Below are 20,628 nucleotides of genomic sequence, written 5' to 3' on the forward strand. Positions count from 1 at the left end.
ATTTGAGTATGAATTACTCTTACAAAGGTAAAATATTAATTTCCACACCTGATATTTCCGGTGACATTTTTTCAAGATCAGTAGTCCTTATTATTGAGCATAACGAAAATGGTGCATTTGGGTTGATTCTGAATAAAAAAAACAACCAGATGAGCGGTAAATTTAAAAGTCTTTTTGATTTTCCGATTGAAGTTTATGACGGTGGACCTGTAGAAAATGATAAAGTTTTTTTCATTGTAAAAGGAAAAAAAGTAACGGAAGTATATTCTGAAATAACGGATGAGTTTTACCTTACCGAAGATATTGAAAACATCATGACTGCTATTCTCAGTAATGAATTAAAGATCGAAGATATAAAAATATTTTCGGGATATTCCGGATGGACCGCCCAGCAATTGGATAATGAGGTTCTCAAAAAGCTTTGGACAGTGGTAGATATCTACAATCTTGATTATACGTTACCTAATGACCAGACCCTTTGGAAATCGATCATGCAAAATTTGGGAGGAGAATATTTACTTTGGGCTAATTCACCTGAAGATATCTCTTTAAATTAATCTTCTTTTTCTATAACCAGTGATTTAACAAACTTTAAGATTGTTTTAACCAATTTTTAGGAAAGAATTGCCGTTATTTGATAAATCAAAAATAAAAGTATGAAAGGAACTAAACTACTTGTTGTATCTCTTTTTTCTACAGTATTTTTATCTTTTACTCCTGTCAATAAAAAATATATTGTCATAGATCCCGGACATGGCGGAAATGACCTAGGAGTTAATCTTAACGGACAATCTGAAAAAGAAATCACACTTACCATCGCTAAAGAAATCAAAACGATTATTAATTCTCAGGATAGATATGAGGTGGTTTTAACCAGAGATTCTGATACCAACAGCCAACTTAAAGAAAGAACTGACTTAATTAATAAGCTGACTCCTGAAATGGTAATTTCTTTACATGTGAACGGAAGTCCGCAAAAGGAATCCACACAGCAAGGACAAGAAATCTATTTTCAAAATTCTGATCCTTCAAGAATACTCGCTGAAAGAATATCTCAAAAATTCACTTCCAGTAAAGTAATAGGCGAACGCAATCTTCATATACTAAGAGAAAGCAAATCTCCGACTGTACTGGTAGAGCTTGGGTTTATCAATAATTCAAAAGACAGGGCTTATATGACCAGCAGAGAAGGTCAAAGAGAAATCGCACAAAAATTTGTTGAGGTCATCAACGAATCTAAATAAAAAACAATTTCTGATGTATTCAGAATAAAACCCGGTAAAGGACTTTGGGACTTTGTTGTTTACCGGGTTTGTCAATTTTAAAAACTTTCTTTCCAGCTCTCTACCCATTCTAAAAAACGGGAAACTTCAAAAGTCTTATTTCTTATTTTACCTACAGAAAATATACCTTTTTCTTCGGAAACCATTAAAATTTCTTCAGCTTTCTGAGATTCAAAGGCGATAATCTCGTGTTCCTGAATATCTGCAAGGTTATTTTTATGCAAAAAAGTAACGAAATTTTCCATTAAAGGAGAAATGTAAGCACCTTCCGTTTGTTTCGGAACTTTAATAACATTTCCTTCCAAAAACAAAAGATTCCCCGATGTGGTACGTGCAATTCTTTTATTGGGATTCAAAAGAATAACATCATCCAGATCATTTTCCTGGGCATAAATTTCGCCATAGATATTTTCCGGAGAATGAACCCTGATATTGCTTAAGAGATTATTATTGACGTTGATTTCCTTAATCAGATCCAATTCCAAAGGTCTCTTATTAACGGCTAAAACATCATCTGTTTCTGTAACATCATAGAAGTAGGAAATGCTTGATTTAGACAGTGTAAGTCCGTCATTATTTCTGAACACCTGAAAGTTGATGATCCCGTTTTCTATTCCCTTCTGGTCAATAATTTCTTTTTGAAAAAGAGACTGAAAAAATTCCAAAGTATACGTCAAAGGAATATTCATTCTCATCTTTCTCATGGATGCCATCAAGAAAAAATAACATTCTTCATCCATTATAAGTTTAGCATTTCTCACAAAGAAAGAAACCTTCACTGCATCTCCTGCAAGAAATGCTCTATTTTTTACAGGTATTTCTCCTGAAGTAAAATATTGATTTTCCAATTTTTATAGTGATTATGTTATAAAAAAATAATGAACGATAAATCGTTCATCAGTTTTGTTATTTGGTTTATACTGCATTATGCAGCACCTAATTTTATTCTTAGATTCTCTATCAGATTTTCCCAGTACATTGCGTTTTCTTCTTCATCTCCATCTTCGCAGAAGTCGGTAATATTTAGAGCAAGGTCTTCAGTAATATCATCAATTACGATCGTCATTTCAAAGAAGTTTTTGGTTCCTTCATCTTCTTCCCATCTGAAACGAACGAAACCTTCAGGCTTATATCTGATTAAAGTGGCTTTCTCAGCAGGACCTCCACCCCAGCTGAAAAAGAAATCATCACCCTTCTCTGTTACCTCATCCGCAAACCATTCAGATAATCCTTCTGCAGTTGCAAGATATTCATATAAAATCTCTGACAGACAATGCATTGGAAATTCATAATGGACTTTATGTTTCGCCATATAATCTTTGTTTTAATCGTCACGCAATATATAAATTAATTTTTTTATTACACAAAAATGTATTTACTTTTTTACACAATCTTCATGATATTTATCAGAGATTTTTAAATAGTTGTTTAACTCTGTTTTCATGAAAAAACGCTTCAAAAATTGAAGCGTTTTCTCTATTAATTTTCATTTAAAACATCCAAAATAATCTGGCACCCTTCTCTGATTTCATCCAGAGAAATCGTTAACGGTGGAGAAATTCTTAAATATTCGTTTCTGTACAATTGCCAGAAGACAATCAAACCTTTTTCCATACATTTTTTGGCAACATCCAGGGTGTACTCCGGAGAGCCTAGGTTTACAGCAAGCATCAATCCTTTTCCATTGATATTTTGGATTTTAGGATGAACCAACAATTCTCTGAATAGTTTTTCTTTTTCTTCGACTTCATCCATCAATCCGCTTTCCAACACCTCTTTTAACGTAGCATAACTGGAAGCAGCAATCAGCGGATTTCCTCCAAACGTTGTAATATGACCTAATTTTGGAGAATGGGCCAAAGTCTCCATAATTTCTCTAGAACTCATAAAGGCCCCTACCGGAACTCCTCCTCCCATTCCTTTTCCCATTACCAAAATATCGGGAACAATTCCGAAATGCTCAAAAGAGAATAACTTTCCTGTTCTTCCGAATCCCGGCTGAATTTCATCAAGAATCAATAAAGCTCCTACTTCTTCACATCTTCTTTTCAATTTTATTAAATAATCATCATTGGGAACCAAGAAACCTGCAGCTCCCTGAACGGTTTCCAAAATAACACAGGCAGTTTTTTCAGTGATTTTACTAAAATCTTCTTCATTATTAAACTCAATGAAAGAAACCATTGGCAACAAAGGACGGAATTCTCTCTTATGGGTTTCATTTCCCGAAACACTCAGTGCTCCATGTGTATTTCCGTGGTAAGAATTTTTAAATGATACGATTTCTTCTCTTCCTGTATATCTTTTGGCAAGTTTTAAACTTCCGTCAATCGCCTCTGCTCCACTGTTCACCAAATAGGTAATTTCTAGCGGATCCGGGGTAGCTTCTGCCAATAATTTACATAAAGCAACCGGTTTTTCCTGCGCATATTCGCCATATACCATGACATGAAGATATTTTTCTGCCTGTTCTTTAATTGCCTCAACGACTTTAGGATGTGAGTGACCTAAGGTATTAGCTGAAACTCCTGCTACAAAGTCCAAATATTTTGTTCCGTCGGTCCCATAAATATAGCTCCCTACTGCTTTTTCAACTTCAAAACCCGCCGCAAACTGTGTTGTTTGAGCCTGGTATGTAAAAAAATCCTTTTGCATTTCCATTATAAGAAAAATTTCAGCAAAGCTATAAAACATTCATTAAACCCTGAAATTAATCCCAATAAAAAAAGACCAGCTTAAAACTGATCTTTATATTATTTCCTTACTCTTTTCGGCTTTTTAGCTTCTTCTTTTGCTCTTTCCGCCTCTATGGCTTGCTGGGCCTTATCATAAAGCTCATTATCTGAGGTATATTTTATCTCTTCATAATTCGGAGTATCGACGAGAATATCCTGCCATTTCCTGATCCGGTCTTTTGTATTCCAGTTGAAATCCTGAAACTTTCTCTTTTCAGGTTCTATCTTACTCATGGGATATGTTTCAGAAGTAGCTCCAATACTACATGAAATAATATGCAACTCTCTTTCTGAAAACAAAGTACTGATAATACCACAAGAAGACAGAGTAATCCCTATTCTTTCTGTTTTTTTAGTTTCTTTATTAGTATCGTCTGTATAAGCAATTGCCTGAGCATTGCCGATCACCGAGGCTTCTTTAATCTCATTATTCTCATAATGGACTGTCATAAATTTTCCTTTCACCTGATTGAATTCATCTTTCAGAGTCAGAGAATCCACTTTACTTATGGCCAAAGCATTTCCTATTACTTTTAGTGAATCAATATTTTCATTTTGAGTATTGAAATAGGCTTCCACTTTATCTCCGGTCACCTGTTTTTCTCCACTCCAAAGAATAGGTGCTGTATACATGTGCATAACTCCGTCTGTCTCATTAAAAGCAATGGAATCAGCCCTTCCTTGTGCATTTGATTTGTAAAATCTGGCTTTTTTAAACGCTCTTATAAAGCTTTTCTTTACCTTCGGATCTATAGAATCCGGTCTTTGATAAGAGATTATTTTTTCCGATGCAAAATATAGAGAATCTTTTTCCATCGCTTTTACTGCATATGGATTTTTCGTCATCATTGCAGAATCTTTCTTTTCAAAAATTTCTCCATATCCTCCCTTTATCCATCTTCTTTCATTAGGATCATCCAATGTTACATTTCCCGTCGCTTTTCCAAAACCGGTAAGCTGATTGTAATACATTTCATCACCGGTAAGAATCTTATCATTATAATATACCCTTGAATTTTTCGTCAGAAAAGATTCTTTGGTATTCATGTTATGAGTTCCTTTTTCAGTAATGATTCTGTTTTTAGGATTTTTATTATTGGTAATGGTAGTATAGCCATTAATTGTAACAATGTTGGTATTTTGATTCTGAACAACATTATCACCTTCCAATGTATAGTCACGATCTACAATTTTCACTCTTCCTGTAAGATCAATGGTACGGGTTGTTAAAAAATAGGTTGCCGACTTGGAATAGGTTGTGCTCTTTCCGTCATTAATAGTACCTCCCGTATTATAATATGCCTGATTGGTAAGCCTGTCATAATACATCGTTTCCGTTGTGATAACAGTTCCTTTTGGGTCCGTAAGCACAACATTTTGTTTGGCAACACCTTTTTGAGTGGTACCATTGTACTCCATTTCTTTTGCCGAAATTACCGAACCGTCTGCATTCACAAGCTTTACATTTCCAAAAGCTTTTACAAGACTTTGTTCATTATAGAGAACCACTTCATCAGCAGTTAAAACCGAACCCTGATGTTCAATAACCACATGTCCAACCATATATTGGTTTCCCTCATATTTGGTGTCTTTCTTAAATTCATCAGCATTTTTAATTCTCACCTTATCTTCAGGACGAACCGGTTGTTGCGCAGCGCTAGCTTTAGGCTGTATATAAGGATCCATCTGCACAGTTTTTTTATCCTGCGCAAAAGAGAATGTAGAAACGAAAAATAACAGAAAAAGAATATATCTCATTGATTAGTCATTCTTAGTGCCATAAAAATATAGCGAATGAGAATCAATTTTTACGCCAAAAGCTTCTTCAATAGCCTCTTTAATTCCCTGAATTCTGGGGTCGCAAAACTCGATAATTTCTTCAATCTCCTTATCGGAATCTTTTTTATAAATGACCAAATGATCATGCTGCTTATCAAAATAAGACTTTTCGTAAGAAGAAGAAGTTAAAGTTTTCTCACCGAACTGATGTTTACGGATCAGTCCTGCATCAAGGAAAATCTCAATTGTATTATAAATTGTAGCTTTAGATACGTGATATTTTTTCTGAAGCATCAGTAAATACAGATCATCCACATTGAAGTGGTGATCCATATTATAGATTTCTTCCAATATAGTATATCTTTCAGGCGTATTTCTGAAACCCTTCTCTAATAAATAGTTTCTTAAAACATCCTTAATTAAAGTTATATTTTTTTCTTTTTGTAAAGTATCCATCAAAAAAATTATCTACAAATTTATTGATTTTTATTTAATTAATATCAGAAGGAACTGTTAAAGAAGTCTAACTATTGTGTCTTAAAAACCCAGCCTGTTCTATTTTATGATCATAAACTGTTAGTTCCGTAATCGGCGCAGATTCCACCACCACGTTGTGTGATGTCACTCCCCATGCTTTGAAATCATCACTTCCTATATACTTCACAAAGTTGTAAATATTAAGAATAATCTTCTGTTTAACAGTCAAAAGTATATCGTTGATATAGGAGTTATCTATAATTACATACTTTAAATCTGGTGGAATATTATATGATCTTAAAGAAGGATGACTGCTTCGCGAAGGTATCGTTCCGTCTGCCATTAAGTCCTTCAGAACCATGCTAAAATAGTCGTTGATTCTACGGTCCACCTTAAATCCTAAAAGGAAATTGATTTTATAAATGGTGCCTGGTAAAATCTCATCCACAGTATATTTAAAGGTAAACGGGTCTTCCTGATTGGTAATGGTAAGGATAAAATAATGATCCGCTCTCTTCGGCTGTTTTTTTATGATTGAATAGATGATTTTCGATTCAACTTCATCACTTCTTTTCGCCCTGCTCAGATAAGCTAAGTTAGTAGCATATTTAGGAATCGTTTCATCCAGCTTCATATCTTTAATAATCGGAGTATAATTTTCCAGTTTCACAAACTGAATAAACTGAGTCTTTATAGATCTTCCGTTGTACCATGCGTACATACAAACTCCAATGAAACCTCCTAAAACCACCGTGATCCAACCACCTTCCATGAATTTGATAATATTCGCACTGAAGAATCCTAATTCTATAGATAAGTAAACGATACCAAAAACAAGAATAAAAAGCTTGTTTACTCTGTGTTTCAAAAGCCAGAATCCTAAAAGTATTGTAGTCATCAACATGGTCACCGTAATAGAAAGGCCATAAGCCGCTTCCATTTTTCCTGACTCTTTAAAGTGAAGTACCACAATAATGCAGAATAATAAAAGCCCCCAGTTGATTCTTGGAATATACATCTGTCCTTTCACTCCGGAAGGATAATCAATTTTCTGATTAGGCCATAAATTCAGCGCCATCGCTTCGGAGAAAATAGTAAATGATCCTGTAATCAATGCCTGGCTGGCAATAATTGCTGCAGCTGTCGCCAGAATTACTCCCGGTAACACTGCCCATGGCGGCATAATTCCGAAGAAAGGATTGACTACAGAAAATCCCGGATTCTGATAATTTGACAATAACCATGCTCCCTGCCCAAGATAATTTAAGATCAGCATGATTTTAACGAATCCCCAGCTTACTCTGATATTTTTCGCACCACAGTGTCCAAGATCCGAGTATAAAGCTTCCGCTCCGGTTGTACAAAGGAAAACTGCTCCTAAGATCACAATTGCACTCGGAGAATTTACTATAAGTTTATAGGCGTAATAAGGGTTGAATGATCTTAAAATTTCAAAATTTTCGCTCAAATGGGATATTCCCAATCCACCAAGCACCAAAAACCAAACTACCATAATCGGTCCAAAAAACTTACCGATAAAGCTGGTTCCGAATTGCTGAACTACGAAAATAACAATCAAAATTCCAATAGTAATAGGAACTACAGGAGTATGAGGATTATAAATCTCCAGACCTTCAATCGCAGACATTACCGTCAGTGAAGGGGTAATAACACCATCTGCAATAAGCGCTGCTGCTCCCACAATAGCGATAAGATAGAGCCAGCCTTTTTTAAGATTTTTAACTAAGGAAAATAAAGCCAGAATTCCACCTTCCCCTTTATTATCTGCACGAAGAGCAATGATAACGTATTTGATGGTTGTCTGCAAGGTTAAAGTCCAAATGATACACGAAAGTGCCCCTTCGATGTATTCATTAAAAGGCATATTGCTTCCGCTTTCTCTTGCGTTGACAATTGCTTTCATTACGTAAAGCGGTGAAGTACCAATATCTCCAAAAACAATTCCCAAAGAAACTAAGACTCCAATAAAGGAAAGCTTTTTAATGTCAAAATGATGACCGCCTTCTGTAACTTCTGTCATAACAGATAATTTAATTTTTAAACGCGCAAATTTAAACCAAAATTATATCCACAAGAACTTTTCTTCATGAATATAATAAATGAAAAAACTTCCTTTCGGAAGTTTTTTTCTATTACTTAACGTACATCGCTTTTTTAATCTCTTCTTTTACTTTTTCAAGTTTCGGGAACCACTCTGCAAATAATGCAGCTGAATAAGGTGCCGGAGCATCAGGAGTTGTAATTCTCTTGATAGGAGCATCTAAATAATCGAATGCTTTTTGCTGTACCATATATGTAATTTCAGAAGAAATTGATCCAAATGGCCAAGCTTCTTCCAAGATCACCAATCTATTGGTTTTCTTCACAGATTCTAAAATCGTATCAAAATCTAGAGGGCGAACTGTTCTAAGGTCTATAACCTCTACAGAAATTCCTTCTTTTTCCATATCTTCAGCAGCCTGAATCGCCAACTTCATGATTTTTCCGAAAGAAACCAAGGTAACATCTGTACCTGCTCTTTTAATATCTGCTTTTCCGATTGGTAAGTAGTATTCTTCTTCAGGAATTTCCATTTTATCTCCATACATCTGTTCAGATTCCATGAAAATTACCGGATCATTATCCTGAATAGCAGATTTTAACAATCCTTTTGCGTCGTAAGGGTTGGAAGGTACAATTACCTTAAGCCCCGGACAGTTCGCATACCACCCTTCAAAAGCTTGTGAATGCGTTGCTCCCAACTGACCTGCAGAGGCAGTCGGTCCTCTGAAAACGATTGGACAATTCCACTGACCACCGCTCATCTGACGGATTTTAGCAGCGTTATTAATAATCTGATCAATTCCTACCAAAGAGAAATTGAATGTCATAAATTCTACGATGGGTCTGTTCCCGTTCATTGCAGCTCCCACAGAAATCCCTGTAAAACCAAGCTCAGCAATAGGTGTATCGATTACTCTTTTCGGACCAAATTCATCCAGCATTCCTTTTGAAGCTTTATATGCACCGTTATATTCTGCAACTTCCTCTCCCATTAAAAAGATGGATTCGTCTTTACGCATTTCCTCGCTCATTGCTTGTGCAATTACCTCACGAAAAGTATATTCTGCCATATCTATTTGAAAAATTTAGACTACAAAAGTAGTGTTTTTTTATTATACACCTCATAAAAAAGAGATCACATTCGCTAAGATTTTTGTATTAATTTTAATTTAAATTACATTTTCTTCCGCTTTATTAAATTTTTATAAATTCCTTCAAAACAAAAGACGATATTCCCAAAGAAATACCGTCTCACAATTCTATTTACACTTTATATTTAGTTCACTTTCTGCCAGGTCTGTGTTCTTCCGATCAAAGACAAACCGATATACCCTCTTACATTCAGCTTATCACCGTCTCTTGTAATGGTACATTTGTATGTTTTTCCGGTTTTAGGGTCTGTGATTGTTCCTCCTGTGAATTCATCATCCTCTTTCTTCAATCCTCTGATAATTTCCATCCCTAAAATAGGCTTCCCTTTTCTATCGTCTTTACAAACCGTACAATTTGGATCTGCAGGCTTGATCAATAGCTGAGAAACTTTCCCATAGTATTTCCCGTCAGATTTTTTATAGATTTCTACAATAGATTTCGCCTGTTTCGTTTCGTCATCTATTGTTTTCCACTTTCCTTCGATCTGTGCAAAGGACAATACTCCTAATAAAGAAAAAGCGGATGTTAATAATAATTTTCTCATATTTTTATAGTTTTAATTCTAATACGATAATTTAGTTATCTATTTATTGTTAAAAATATAAATTAATTTCAAACAAACAAAAACTTTTATTATCCTAGGCATATATAACAAGAGCTATACCAACTTTCAGAATTAAACATTTCTTAAACATTAATACATTTTTCTGTTAATCACCCTGTTCATATAATCCTGATACCAAGCTTTGGCAGTCAGCTTTCCTCTTTCTACTTCAGGATTGTTCTTCAGCTGATCGATCAGGTTTTTTTCTAATCCTAAATCAGTTTTCTCGAAAACACCTACTATTTCTTTTCCATCAAAGCGATAGATATAATTTCCAATAATAAACTGCTCAACCGTACCGTCCGAATTGGCTATAATCGGAGCATATTTTTTATCGCTCACCAAACTTCTGCCCCAGCTTCTTATTTTTTTATCATACCCTATCAAATCTGCCAATGTAGGATAAATATCAATCTGCTGCGCGAATTCCTGATTGACTCCTTTCAGATTATATTCCGGATTGGGTGAGTAAAAAATTAAAGGAACAGCAAAACGGTTCATTATTTTTTCATATTCGGGATAGTATACTTCATTGGTATGATCTCCTGTAAATACGAAAATGGTATTGTTGTACCAAGGTTGCTTTTTAGCGGTCTCAAAATATTTTTTGATTGAATAGTCGGTATACTGTATCGGCTCATGCATCTGATTTTTTCCTTTTTTGAACTTTCCGTTGTATTTTTCAGGAATCTTAAAAGGGTGATGAGATGAAGCTGTAAAAATGGTGGCCATAAAAGGTTGCGTTTTCCCTACATTTTTAGCAAAATACTGTAAAAAGGGCTCATCCCAGATTGCCCACATTCCATCAAAATCTTTATCATTGTTGTATTCCGTTTTCCCATAATAATGTTTAAATCCTAGAATATTTCCGAAGCCTAAAAACCCCATAGAACCATTCGGAGCTCCGTGATAAAAGGAAGTATCATAGCCTAAATCATTACAAATCGAAACAATAGACTGTATTTTCTGGTTAGAATACGGTGAACTTGTAAAAGCATCCGTTAGGCTCGGAATTCCTGCCAAAACAGAGCTCATCCCGTGAATAGATTGTCTTCCGTTCGCAAAAGTATTTGGGAATATTAAGCTTTGACCTGCTAAACTATCAATAAATGGTGTATAAGAAACATAATCCTTGATATTCTTGTCTTTGTTGAATGCTCCTGAATACTCTCTCCCAAAAGATTCTACAATAAAAATAACGATATTAGGTTTATTAGTTACTTTCCTGTCATACTGTTTATATGGCTGAATATTTTCATCAATAAACTTTTCATCTACGAAATATACCTCTTTAAAATTATTCGTATTCAATGTTCTGAAGAACGAAAAAGTACTGTTCAGCACCATATTTCCCTGAGCAGGAAGCTTCACAAAGCGGTTCGCATCTACCAGGTTAATCGGTCTTGTACTATGCTTAAAATCTCCCCGTATTCCTCCAACGGTTAGAACAGCAGTAATACAGAGTGTCAAAATGGATAAAATAAAATACGGAACCAATCTCACAGGTTTACGTTCTGTAATTTTCACTTTCTTGTAAAGGAAAACCCAAAGCCACATCAAAATGACAAACCATAGTAAGATATAAGGATTCTGTACAATAGAAGCGGTGAATACTTTAAAAACATTGTCCTCATGCTTCGCTACCTGGAAAGCCGCTGAAGTAAGCCTTGTCTGTGAGAATTTGAAATAAACAATATCTCCAAAGTTCATGGCATAGGTAATTCCGTTGGTGATAAAATATAACCAGAAAAGAATTTTCTGATACACTTTTTTAGTATTAACAACTATAGGAATTAAGCTCAACAAAATGAAAAGAGCATTTACATATAAGATGGCAGTGGTATCAAATGCAACCCCGTGATAAGACAGGCTAAAATAATCTGAGACCGAATCTACTTTAATCAACCCTTTATTAAAATACCAAAATAAAAACCTGGCAATCTGATAGAAAAAATAAGCTAAAAAAATCCGGTACAACAATACCAGAACTTCCTGTTTTCTAAATTCTTTAAAAAATCTCATGGCGCAAATTTACATCAAATTCGGTAACAAATAAGCAATCCGAAAATGTAACAATAATTAAATTGATAAATGCTTATCTTAATTTATTTGATATATTATTTTAATTTTGTGACTATGAATTTTATTAAAAATAATCTTGCAAACGCAATTACTCTGGGAAATCTGTTTTCGGGCAGCGTGGGAGCAATCCATCTTATTCTTGGCGACTATCAAACTACTGCTATTTGCATCATTCTTTCTTTGATTTTAGACTTTTTTGATGGTTTTGTAGCCCGGGCTTTAAAATCGAATTCAAATTTAGGAGTTCAGCTAGACTCCTTAGCCGATATGGTAAGCTTCGGACTGATTCCGGGGCTGACAATTGTTGTAGCATTAACAGGAGTTGAGATTCGGAATCCTTTAGAATCCATCAATTATGCATCTAAGCTCGCAGACGGCCATCTATGGATACCTTATCTGGGGCTTTTCATCACTCTTTTTTCATGTCTGAGACTGGCCATTTTTAATTTGGACGAAGATCAGAAATATTACTTTAAAGGATTAAATACTCCCTCAAATACCATCTTGATTTTCGGGTTATTTTACGCTAATAAAGAAGTAGGAAGCTTTGAATTTCTCTTTGAAAACCAAATATATCTTATTCTTCTTACGGCTATCTCATCTTGGTTTTTAATCAGTCCAATAAAAATGATCGCCATGAAATTCAAATCGATGAAGCTGCAGGACAATTATCCGAAACTGGCTTTACTGATCGGCTCTGTCATTATTTTAATTATTTTTAAAAGTGCCGGAGTTCCAATGGTAATTATTTATTATATACTCATATCAATTATTTTTCAGAAACAATTAAAATAAACTGGAACCGGATTCAATCACGTTTCCAATTTCAATTAGTACATTTTCAATTTCAAATTAAAAAAATGAATTTAAAGTTACATAAACCTCTTTGCATCTTTGATCTGGAAACTACCGGAACCAATATCGGGAAAGACCGAATTGTGGAAATCTGTATTTTAAAAGTAAATCCTGACGCTTCAAGAGAAAGCAAAACATGGAAAGTAAACCCAGAAATGCCTATTCCTTTAGAATCCAGCCAGATTCACGGGATATATGATGAAGATGTAAAGGATGCACCAACCTTCAAAGAAATCGCCCCTAAAGTAATGGAAATGCTTGCAGGAAGTGATTTGGGAGGTTTTAATTCTAACCGTTTTGATGTCCCTCTTTTAGCCGAAGAGCTTTTAAGAGTAGGCATTGATTTTGATCTGAGCAAATTCAGATTAGTAGATGCTCAAACGATTTTTCATAAAAAGGAACCTAGAAATTTAGGGGCCGCTTATCAGTTTTATTGTGGTAAAACATTAGAAAATGCCCACTCTGCAGAAGCTGATGTGATGGCAACTTTTGAGGTTTTGGATGCACAGGTCGGAAAATATGATGATATTCCAAATGAAATAGGACCACTAAGTGAATTCACTTTCCATAACAAGCATGCGGATCTTGCAGGTTTCATAGGATACAACGAGAAGCTTGAAGAAATTTTTAATTTCGGTAAATATAAAGGACAGTGTGTGAAAGTAATTTTCCAGAAAGATCTAGGGTATTTCGGGTGGCTTCAGAATGCGGATTTCCCGCTGTATACAAAGAAAGTATTCACAAAAATCCAACTATCAAGCAGATTCTAAATGAACGAGCTGGTTAAATTCAAATTTTACGAGAATGCTCTTCAGGCCAACAGAGATAAACAAATATTGGCAGAGAGCGGCATCAACAGCTTTATTGCTAATGAACAGCTGATTCAGTCGGATTGGCTGCTTTCTCAGGCTGTTGGCGGAATCCAGCTGCAGGTTTTTGAAAAAGATCTGGAAAAAGCAGAACAAACCTTACGGGATTACAATGAAAATCAAGAGTTTTCTTTAGAAGTGGAACATACCATTGAGAATCCTGAATTTGATTTTGTTTGCCCTAAATGTGGTTCGAATCATATTTACAGGGATGAAAAGCCAGGCGGTGTTTTTGGCCTAAGTCTCTTGTTCATAGGTATTCCCGTAAAAGTCCCTGCCAATTTATATCACTGTTATTATTGCGGGAATGAGTTTACCCATTAAAATAGAACATATGAGAAAACTACTGCTCACAATACTTTTTTTCATCTCCATTTCAGTTTTCAGCCAGATAACAAAAACTGACACATGGGATGAAGCACAGAAAATTGCACTTTCAGAAAATAAGGATATCCTTATAGAGTTTACAGGTTCCAGCTGGTGCAAACCATGCATCAGAATGGAAAAAGAAGTGCTTAGTGATCCTAAATTCGAAGAGTTTGCAAAGGATAAATTTGTTCTTTTTGTTTTAGATCTACAAATGCCAATAAAAGTTGATTCTGAAAATTATCAGACTTTTGAGCGCTATAAAAAAATACATAATGTTAGCTTTTATCCTACTTATATTCTTACCGATTCCGACGGAAAAGAAAAAATAAGATTAAAAGGGTATTACAGTCTAAACAATTTTATTAAAAAATTATCTAAATGAAAATAATCTGCATAGGAAGAAATTACAGCGAACACGCAAAAGAATTAGGAAATGAAATTCCTGACAGACCGGTAATTTTTATGAAGCCGGATACAGCCGTTTTAAAGGGAAGCGATTTTTATATTCCTGAATTCTCAGACGATATTCATTATGAGCTGGAAGTGGTGGTTAAAATTTCAAAAGGAGGAAAATACATCCAGAAAGAGTCTGCCCATAAGCATTATGAAGAAATCGGTTTGGGAATAGATTTTACAGCAAGAGATCTCCAGAGTGATCTTAAATCGAAAGGTTTACCCTGGGAACTGGCAAAAGGCTTTGATGGCTCTGCCGTAATAAGCAGTTTCTTCAAAAAAGAAAAGTTCAATCTTGAATCGCTGAATTTTTCACTATTAAAAAATAAGGAAAAAGTGCAGGACGGAAATACGCAGGATATGATGTTCAGCATTGATGATATCATCACGTTCGTTTCACAGTACTTTACTTTAAGAGTGGGAGATCTTATTTTTACCGGAACTCCGAAAGGAGTCGGAAAGGTTAACGAAAACGATATTCTTGAAGCTTACCTGGAAGAGGATAAAGTTTTAGATTTAAGAATATTGTAATTTTTAAATTTTTCATTTATCTATTTTTTTTCATACCTTTAAGAGACAAAATATGAAAATATGATAAATATAGTATTACCCGTAGATTTTGGGGAAAAAACAGATCAGCTGATAGATGGAGCCGTCAAGTTTGCAAAACAGGTCAATGGAAAAATAAATCTGATACATGTTGCTCCTACTGATATAGGTTTTGCTATTGGCGATATGGGATATCAATATTTTCCTGAGGTTGAAGAGAACGAAATCAGAGAAGAATTGGTACAGCTCAACAAACTTCAGCAAAGAGTTCTTGCCCATGATATAGATTGCGAGCACCTTTTGAAACAAGGGATTGCAAAAGATATCATTCTGGAGTATGCAAAAACCAAAAAAGCTGATTTTATTGTGATGGGATCACATGGAAGAAGCGGAATATATGACGTTTTTGTAGGAAGCTTAACTAAAGGACTTACCAAGAGTTCACCTATTCCGGTCCTAGTTTTGCCTATTCATGAATAACATTTTAATCGTTAATAATAAAAAAACCGATCAAATATATTATTTGATCGGTTTTTTACTATATAACCAATTAATTAACCTTCTTTTTTGTAGATTTTTGGATCGTAATAAGGATGTTTTCCTTCTGTAGGAGAAAAATATTCTTTGTCTTTATCTCCACCTAATTTTGCTACTAAAACATAGCACCAGTAAGTAAACAAAACACAGCAAACGATAAATAGTACCCAGTTTAAAACATTCCCAAACGCATCATAAAAACCGAAAGACCATTTGAAAACTTTACTTAAGAATAGAAAGAAAGACGTCATTATTTTCCTTTTTTAAATTAACTTTGCACAAATTTATAAAAAATGTTTAAATTACTTTCAAAAGAAAGCAATATTTTTTCGATTCCGGTCTATATTGTTTTTCTTCTTTTTATAGTAATCATATTTAACATACTGAATTTCAACACTTATGAAGCTATTATTGCCGGGATTACCTTCCTGGGAATTGCGTTGGCTTATTTTTGTTTTCACTCTATTGCACTTAATTATCAAACCCACCTCCCTTTATTTTTATATACATTTTTTATTTTCGGATTATATCCGGGCGGGCTGGACATAGGTATTGCCGTAGCACTGCTCACGAATTCATTTCTTTTGCTTCTTCTTACAAGTACGAATGAAGATTTAAGAAAAAAATCTTATGTACTGGTAGGTTCCATTGTAGCCCTTAATTTTATATTTCTTCCTACCACATGGCCCATGGCTATTTTCGTTATGATACACGTTATTGCTACTTCAGAACGAGTAGGTTTGAATATCATCAGATTTTTACTGGGAATCCTTCTTATCGCAATCAGTTATTTTTCTGCGATGTACTTCTTGGATTTCACTACCTGGAACCCCGATTATTTCCCTTTTGGAAAAATGAAGATCATTACAGATTATCACGATATTTTTCCTTTAATTCCTATTGCGTTGCTTCTTATTTATGCTATATATGACCATTTCAGCAATTACAATAAAAAAAGTCCGATAAGCAGATATAAATATACGTTCTTACTGGTTTTTTCATTAGCGCAGCTGGTAACTATTATTCTGTATATGAATAAAAACTATGAGTACTTATTATTATTGGCATTTCCCTGCAGTATTATTTTAAGTAGAATGCTACGTTTCCTCCCGAAATACTGGATGCGGGAAGCGAGTTTGTGGCTTATCATCATAAGCCTGATTATGTTTAAAGCAGAAACATATTTTGATATATTTTAAAAGATTATGATTCAGATAGACGATAAATTAATTTCAGAGGATATATTTTCCGAAGAGTTTGTATGTAACCTTACCAAATGTAAGGGGGCATGTTGTGTGGAAGGAGATGTAGGTGCTCCGCTAGATAAAGATGAGCTTGAAATATTAGACAGTATTTTTGATAAGATAAAACCTTACTTAACACAGGAAGGAATAAAGGCACTTGAAGAACAGGGAACCTGGACCACAGATCCGTCGGACGGGATGTATGTAACCCCAATGGTTGAAGACCGTGAATGCGCTTATGTTACTTTTGACGAAAAAGGAATTACCAAATGTGGGATTGAAAAGGCCTATGAAGACGGTGCCTTAGATTGGCAAAAACCTATTTCTTGCCACCTATACCCGATCAGGATCACAGAATATTCTACTTTTTCAGCTTTAAATTACCATGAATGGAATGTATGTAGTGATGCCTGCACTTTAGGAAAAGAATTGCAGGTTCCTGTTTATAAATTTTTAAAAACTCCGCTTACAAGAAAATACGGTGAAGATTTCTACACGACTCTAAGTGAAGTTGCAGAAGAGTGGAAAAACGAGTATGGTTCTTAATTGATTTTAAGAAATAAAATAAAACCGCAGAAAATTTCTGCGGTTTTTTAATTGAATGTAAATCTATTGTTAGTTGGCAACACTTGCTTTAATAGCCGCAGGTTTTCCGTCTTCTTTTTTGGTGTTCTCCCACCCGTCTTCCGGCATTAATGTAGCAATTACTCTGTTTTTCGTTAGATATTTTTTAGCAACATCCTGCAGATCTTTTACGGTAAGTGCTTTTACTTTCTCCTGATAGTTAAGGATGTCATATTTATCACTTCCATCCAGCTGATTTTTAGATAAAGCATTCACCCAGTAATTGTTGTCCTTTAAATCTGTTTTATAGTCATTCAACTCCCCTTCCTTATATTTATCCAGGTCTTTTTGTTCAGGGCCTTTTTCAATAAGTTTCTGAAGCTCTGCAATCGCACTTTTCGTCAGTTTATCAGCATTTTCCGGTCCACAAGGGAAACTTACACTGAAGCTGTAATTACCGTAAGGAACTTTATACATTCCTCCTCTTGCTCCGCCACCGTAGATACCACTCTCGTCTTCTCTCAACTTTTCAATTACTTTAATGGTAGCTACTTCCCCTAAAGCTGAAAGTGCCAAAGCTTCCTTCTCATTGTAAGGTGTTTCTCCTGAATACACAATCTGAACCATACTTTTCGGATCCTTACCTTTTTTGTACACTCTGGTATGATCTCCGGTAATGGATCTGTATCCTGTATCTTTAAAATTAGTGGTTTTTCCTGTAGTTGGTAAACTAGCTATATATTGTAAAACTTCATTTTTAAATTTAGCTTCATCAATATTCCCTACGAAATAGAAATGGAAGTTTCCTGCATTGGCAAATTTCTCTTTGTAAATATCGTACGCTTTTTTGTAATCTGTAGCCGCCCAATCTTTTTCCAGCGGAAGAATTCCTATGAATCTTGGATTTTTCTGATTCGTAAACTTAGCATGTTCACTGGCAAAATAAGTCTGCGGATTTGATAAAAGATTATTCAGCATTGCAGACTGCTTCATCTTATAGGCATTAAAGGCTTCAGGGCTGTAATTTAGACCCGTAAAATAAGCGTAAGTAAGCTCCATTGCCGTGCTTAAATCTTTTTGGTTTGTTCTACCATATATACCCTCCAATGTACTACTGATATATGGAGTAACACTCACCTGCTTTCCAGCAAGATAATTCGTAAGATCTGCTTTAGAGGCACTGTTAACGCCGGCTTCAGTCAAAGCCTGGTAAGCAAACTGTGTCTTATTAAAATCCGCATCAGGAATTAAAGAGTTTCCTCCCAGACTTCTTGCTGAAAATACGATTTCATCATCTTTAAAATCTGTTTTCTTAAAGGTTACTTTTGCTCCGTTGCTCAACGTCCAGGTTGTTATTCCCAGTTTTTCATCTGTTTCAGTTTTCGCGATCTTACCTTCTGATTTAAATGGTTTTACCAGGTTTTTAATCGTTGCTTTTTCTTCATAAGGCTTAATATCTGCCATTTTTACAGATTCAAAAGCATTAAGAACCATTGCTTCGGTAGGCATTTTAACATTATCCTTTTTAGGACCTGTGATTACAATAACCCTACTGTCATCTTTCACAAATTTCTTGATGATATCGTTGGTTTGTGCTAATGTAACGCCTGGTAAAAACGCTTTTGTATCTTCATATTCCCAAATAATTCCCGGCATAGGTTCCTGCTCCAAAAAATTTCTTACATACTCATCTACAAGCATATAACTTTCTGTCTTATCTCTGTTATTATAAGAATTTTCAACATTGGATAAAACCTGAGATTTTGCCCTGTCAAGCTCAGATTGGGTAAATCCGAATTTCTTTGCTCTTTCCACTTCTGTTAAAAGTACCGTAAGCGCATTCAACTGATCTCCCTCTTTCGTCATAGCAAACCCCTGAAAAGCTTCTTTTGTTCTTGCATAAGTTCCTCCATGATAAACCGAACCGTAAGTAAAAGGAGGATTATTTGAATTGATCAGTTCTCTCAGCCTGTTATTCAACATTGTAGTCGCCAGATTCTTAATCAGGCTCTGATTGTATTGTTCAATCGTTACATCAGGCGTATACGCTTCCGAATCTTTCATAATGAACTGAACTCTGGAGCTTGTAGCATCCGGATCTGTTTCTATAGCCACCAATGTTTCTTTGTGATTAGGCAGATCAAAAATCTTCCTTTCTTTTGGTTTAGCAGGATTTTTATATTTGCTAAAGTTGTCTTTTATCTTTTTTTCAACTTCATCTACATTGATGTCTCCTACTACTACAATTGCCATTAAATCAGGTCTGTACCAATCCTGGTGAAATTTTCTGATCACATCCGGCTTAAAGTTTTCCAGCACTTCTTTCTTTCCTATCGGAAGCCTGTTTGCATATTGTGAATTGTATAAAAGCTTAGGAAGATATTTATCAGACATTCTTTTATCCGCACCCAAACCTAATCTTAATTCTTCCAGTACCACGCCTCTTTCTTTGTTAATTTGTTCATCAGAAAGTGTAGCATTGAAAGCCCAGTCTTCCATCACCTTGAGACCGGAATCAAGATTACCCGGCTTATCTAAAGGTACAGGAAGCATATACACCGTCTCATCAAAGCTTGTATAAGCATTAAGGTGCTGTCCGAACTTCACTCCTATCGATTGTAAAAAGTCAACCAGTTTATTATCCGGAAAGTTTTTAGTCCCGTTAAAGTTCATGTGCTCCATAAAATGCGCAAGACCTCTTTGGTTTTCGTCTTCCAGGATAGATCCCGCATTGATCGCCAGTCTGAAGTCAACTTTCTTTTCCGGTAAATTATTTTTCTTGATGTAATACTTCATTCCATTGGAAAGAGTCCCGATTCTCACAGAAGGATCTGCTGGAATGTTCTGAGCAAAGCCATTTGCAGATGCGAAGAAGATCACTGCAAATGAAAATAACATTTTCTTCATTGTATTAATTATTAATTTTTTTCGGGGTAAAAATATCAATTATTCACAACGCTAGGAAATGTTTTATTCTTATTTAAAGTTAAAGTTGAGTTAAATAGAGTTAAT

General features: G+C 35.0%; 21 protein-coding genes. 10 read left to right on the forward strand and 11 right to left on the reverse strand.

Going from position 1 to position 20,628, the window contains the following annotated elements; genetic code table 11:
• Nucleotides 1-8: 8 nt before the first annotated feature.
• Nucleotides 9-557: a YqgE/AlgH family protein gene (locus CLV73_RS09405; protein ID WP_100376574.1), complete on the forward strand. Its 549-nt coding sequence runs from the start codon at nt 9-11 to the stop codon at nt 555-557.
• 99 nt (nt 558-656) lie between these two features.
• Nucleotides 657-1,244 carry an N-acetylmuramoyl-L-alanine amidase family protein gene (locus tag CLV73_RS09410; protein ID WP_100376575.1) on the forward strand — a complete coding sequence of 196 codons (588 nt, stop codon included), beginning with the start codon at nt 657-659 and terminating at the stop codon, nt 1,242-1,244.
• 77 nt (nt 1,245-1,321) lie between these two features.
• Here the strand turns inward: CLV73_RS09410 and CLV73_RS09415 are convergent, their stop codons facing one another.
• The 9 genes from CLV73_RS09415 to CLV73_RS09455 form a co-directional block, all read right to left on the reverse strand.
• A complete protein-coding gene (locus tag CLV73_RS09415) occupies nt 1,322-2,131 on the reverse strand; it encodes an aminotransferase class IV (RefSeq protein WP_100376576.1) in 810 nt (269 codons plus the stop codon).
• Between the two features lie 77 nt (nt 2,132-2,208).
• Nucleotides 2,209-2,595 (reverse strand): START-like domain-containing protein, encoded by a 387-nt coding sequence (locus CLV73_RS09420; protein WP_100376577.1) that lies wholly within the window; start codon nt 2,593-2,595, stop codon nt 2,209-2,211.
• 167 nt (nt 2,596-2,762) lie between these two features.
• Nucleotides 2,763-3,938, reverse strand: coding sequence for an aspartate aminotransferase family protein (locus tag CLV73_RS09425; RefSeq protein WP_100377031.1), 1,176 nt, complete (start codon nt 3,936-3,938; stop codon nt 2,763-2,765).
• Nucleotides 3,939-4,036: 98 nt separating this feature from the next.
• Nucleotides 4,037-5,776 carry an OstA-like protein gene (locus tag CLV73_RS09430; protein WP_100376578.1) on the reverse strand — a complete coding sequence of 580 codons (1,740 nt, stop codon included), beginning with the start codon at nt 5,774-5,776 and terminating at the stop codon, nt 4,037-4,039.
• 3 nt (nt 5,777-5,779) lie between these two features.
• The gene (locus CLV73_RS09435; protein ID WP_100376579.1) at nt 5,780-6,253 is read right to left on the reverse strand and encodes a Fur family transcriptional regulator; all 474 of its coding nucleotides are present in this window, start codon (nt 6,251-6,253) and stop codon (nt 5,780-5,782) included.
• A gap of 67 nt (nt 6,254-6,320) precedes the next feature.
• Nucleotides 6,321-8,315, reverse strand: coding sequence for a KUP/HAK/KT family potassium transporter (locus CLV73_RS09440; RefSeq protein WP_100376580.1), 1,995 nt, complete (start codon nt 8,313-8,315; stop codon nt 6,321-6,323).
• Between the two features lie 112 nt (nt 8,316-8,427).
• Nucleotides 8,428-9,408 (reverse strand): pyruvate dehydrogenase complex E1 component subunit beta, encoded by a 981-nt coding sequence (locus CLV73_RS09445; RefSeq protein ID WP_100376581.1) that lies wholly within the window; start codon nt 9,406-9,408, stop codon nt 8,428-8,430.
• Between the two features lie 206 nt (nt 9,409-9,614).
• Entirely contained in the window at nt 9,615-10,034 is a 420-nt protein-coding gene (locus tag CLV73_RS09450; protein WP_100376582.1) for a DUF2147 domain-containing protein, read from the reverse strand.
• A 150-nt stretch (nt 10,035-10,184) separates the two neighbouring features.
• Nucleotides 10,185-12,116: an LTA synthase family protein gene (locus CLV73_RS09455; RefSeq protein ID WP_100376583.1), complete on the reverse strand. Its 1,932-nt coding sequence runs from the start codon at nt 12,114-12,116 to the stop codon at nt 10,185-10,187.
• A 114-nt stretch (nt 12,117-12,230) separates the two neighbouring features.
• On the opposite strand from CLV73_RS09455, the gene CLV73_RS09460 reads away from it, so the two are divergent.
• From CLV73_RS09460 to CLV73_RS09485, 6 genes are all read left to right on the forward strand, one after another.
• Nucleotides 12,231-12,971, forward strand: a complete 741-nt coding sequence (locus CLV73_RS09460; protein ID WP_100376584.1) for a CDP-alcohol phosphatidyltransferase family protein — start codon at nt 12,231-12,233, stop codon at nt 12,969-12,971.
• 65 nt (nt 12,972-13,036) lie between these two features.
• Nucleotides 13,037-13,801 carry a 3'-5' exonuclease gene (locus CLV73_RS09465; RefSeq protein ID WP_100376585.1) on the forward strand — a complete coding sequence of 255 codons (765 nt, stop codon included), beginning with the start codon at nt 13,037-13,039 and terminating at the stop codon, nt 13,799-13,801.
• Nucleotides 13,802-14,224, forward strand: coding sequence for a putative signal transducing protein (locus tag CLV73_RS09470; protein ID WP_100376586.1), 423 nt, complete (start codon nt 13,802-13,804; stop codon nt 14,222-14,224).
• 10 nt (nt 14,225-14,234) lie between these two features.
• Nucleotides 14,235-14,651 (forward strand): thioredoxin family protein, encoded by a 417-nt coding sequence (locus CLV73_RS09475; RefSeq protein ID WP_157798775.1) that lies wholly within the window; start codon nt 14,235-14,237, stop codon nt 14,649-14,651.
• A complete protein-coding gene (locus CLV73_RS09480) occupies nt 14,648-15,253 on the forward strand; it encodes a fumarylacetoacetate hydrolase family protein (protein WP_100376588.1) in 606 nt (201 codons plus the stop codon). Before CLV73_RS09475 ends, CLV73_RS09480 begins: the two co-directional genes overlap by 4 nt.
• 60 nt (nt 15,254-15,313) lie before the next feature.
• Nucleotides 15,314-15,751, forward strand: a complete 438-nt coding sequence (locus CLV73_RS09485) for a universal stress protein (protein ID WP_100376589.1) — start codon at nt 15,314-15,316, stop codon at nt 15,749-15,751.
• Between the two features lie 74 nt (nt 15,752-15,825).
• Here the strand turns inward: CLV73_RS09485 and CLV73_RS09490 are convergent, their stop codons facing one another.
• The gene (locus tag CLV73_RS09490; RefSeq protein ID WP_100376590.1) at nt 15,826-16,059 is read right to left on the reverse strand and encodes a DUF6341 family protein; all 234 of its coding nucleotides are present in this window, start codon (nt 16,057-16,059) and stop codon (nt 15,826-15,828) included.
• A gap of 42 nt (nt 16,060-16,101) precedes the next feature.
• Between CLV73_RS09490 and CLV73_RS09495 the strand changes: the two genes are divergently transcribed.
• Nucleotides 16,102-17,007 carry a DUF6427 family protein gene (locus CLV73_RS09495; protein ID WP_100376591.1) on the forward strand — a complete coding sequence of 302 codons (906 nt, stop codon included), beginning with the start codon at nt 16,102-16,104 and terminating at the stop codon, nt 17,005-17,007.
• Between the two features lie 6 nt (nt 17,008-17,013).
• Complete coding sequence (locus CLV73_RS09500; protein ID WP_100376592.1) at nt 17,014-17,598, forward strand: DUF3109 family protein; 585 nt, start codon at nt 17,014-17,016, stop codon at nt 17,596-17,598.
• A 69-nt stretch (nt 17,599-17,667) separates the two neighbouring features.
• Here the strand turns inward: CLV73_RS09500 and CLV73_RS09505 are convergent, their stop codons facing one another.
• Nucleotides 17,668-20,523: a M16 family metallopeptidase gene (locus tag CLV73_RS09505; protein ID WP_100376593.1), complete on the reverse strand. Its 2,856-nt coding sequence runs from the start codon at nt 20,521-20,523 to the stop codon at nt 17,668-17,670.
• Nucleotides 20,524-20,628 lie beyond the last annotated feature (105 nt).

Origin of the sequence: Chryseobacterium geocarposphaerae, assembly GCF_002797535.1 — a bacterium.
Classification (GTDB): domain Bacteria; phylum Bacteroidota; class Bacteroidia; order Flavobacteriales; family Weeksellaceae; genus Chryseobacterium; species Chryseobacterium geocarposphaerae.